This is a genomic window from Pseudomonas sp. ICMP 8385 (assembly GCF_002699915.1).
Lineage (GTDB): Bacteria > Pseudomonadota > Gammaproteobacteria > Pseudomonadales > Pseudomonadaceae > Aquipseudomonas > Aquipseudomonas gessardii.
In genome coordinates this window covers 1-213 of sequence record NZ_LKBY01000070.1, presented here as the reverse complement: position 1 = coordinate 213, position 213 = coordinate 1, and the positions used below count along the sequence as shown (strand labels likewise).

Here is a 213-nt window from a genome sequence, read left to right as displayed (position 1 = left end):
CCTTGGCGCGCACCTGAGCCTTGGCCTTTTCAATCTTGCGCTTGGCTTTGTACAGCACGCTGCGCTTATCGAGTTTTTTGTAGGTGCTGCGGCGTGCCGCCCCCTGCCAGATAACTTCACGTCCTTCATGCTCGGGCCGCTTTTCGACACCGGTGTAGCCTGCATCGGCGCAGACCACGTTTTCGTCGCCATGCAGCAATTTGTCCACCTGGG

The 213-nt window shown here is 58.7% G+C and carries 1 protein-coding gene; it reads right to left on the bottom strand.

The genetic code is table 11. The features are described from left to right. On the bottom strand, positions 1-213 hold a 213-nt coding region (locus AO268_RS08050), incomplete at both ends, for a transposase (protein ID WP_373562121.1).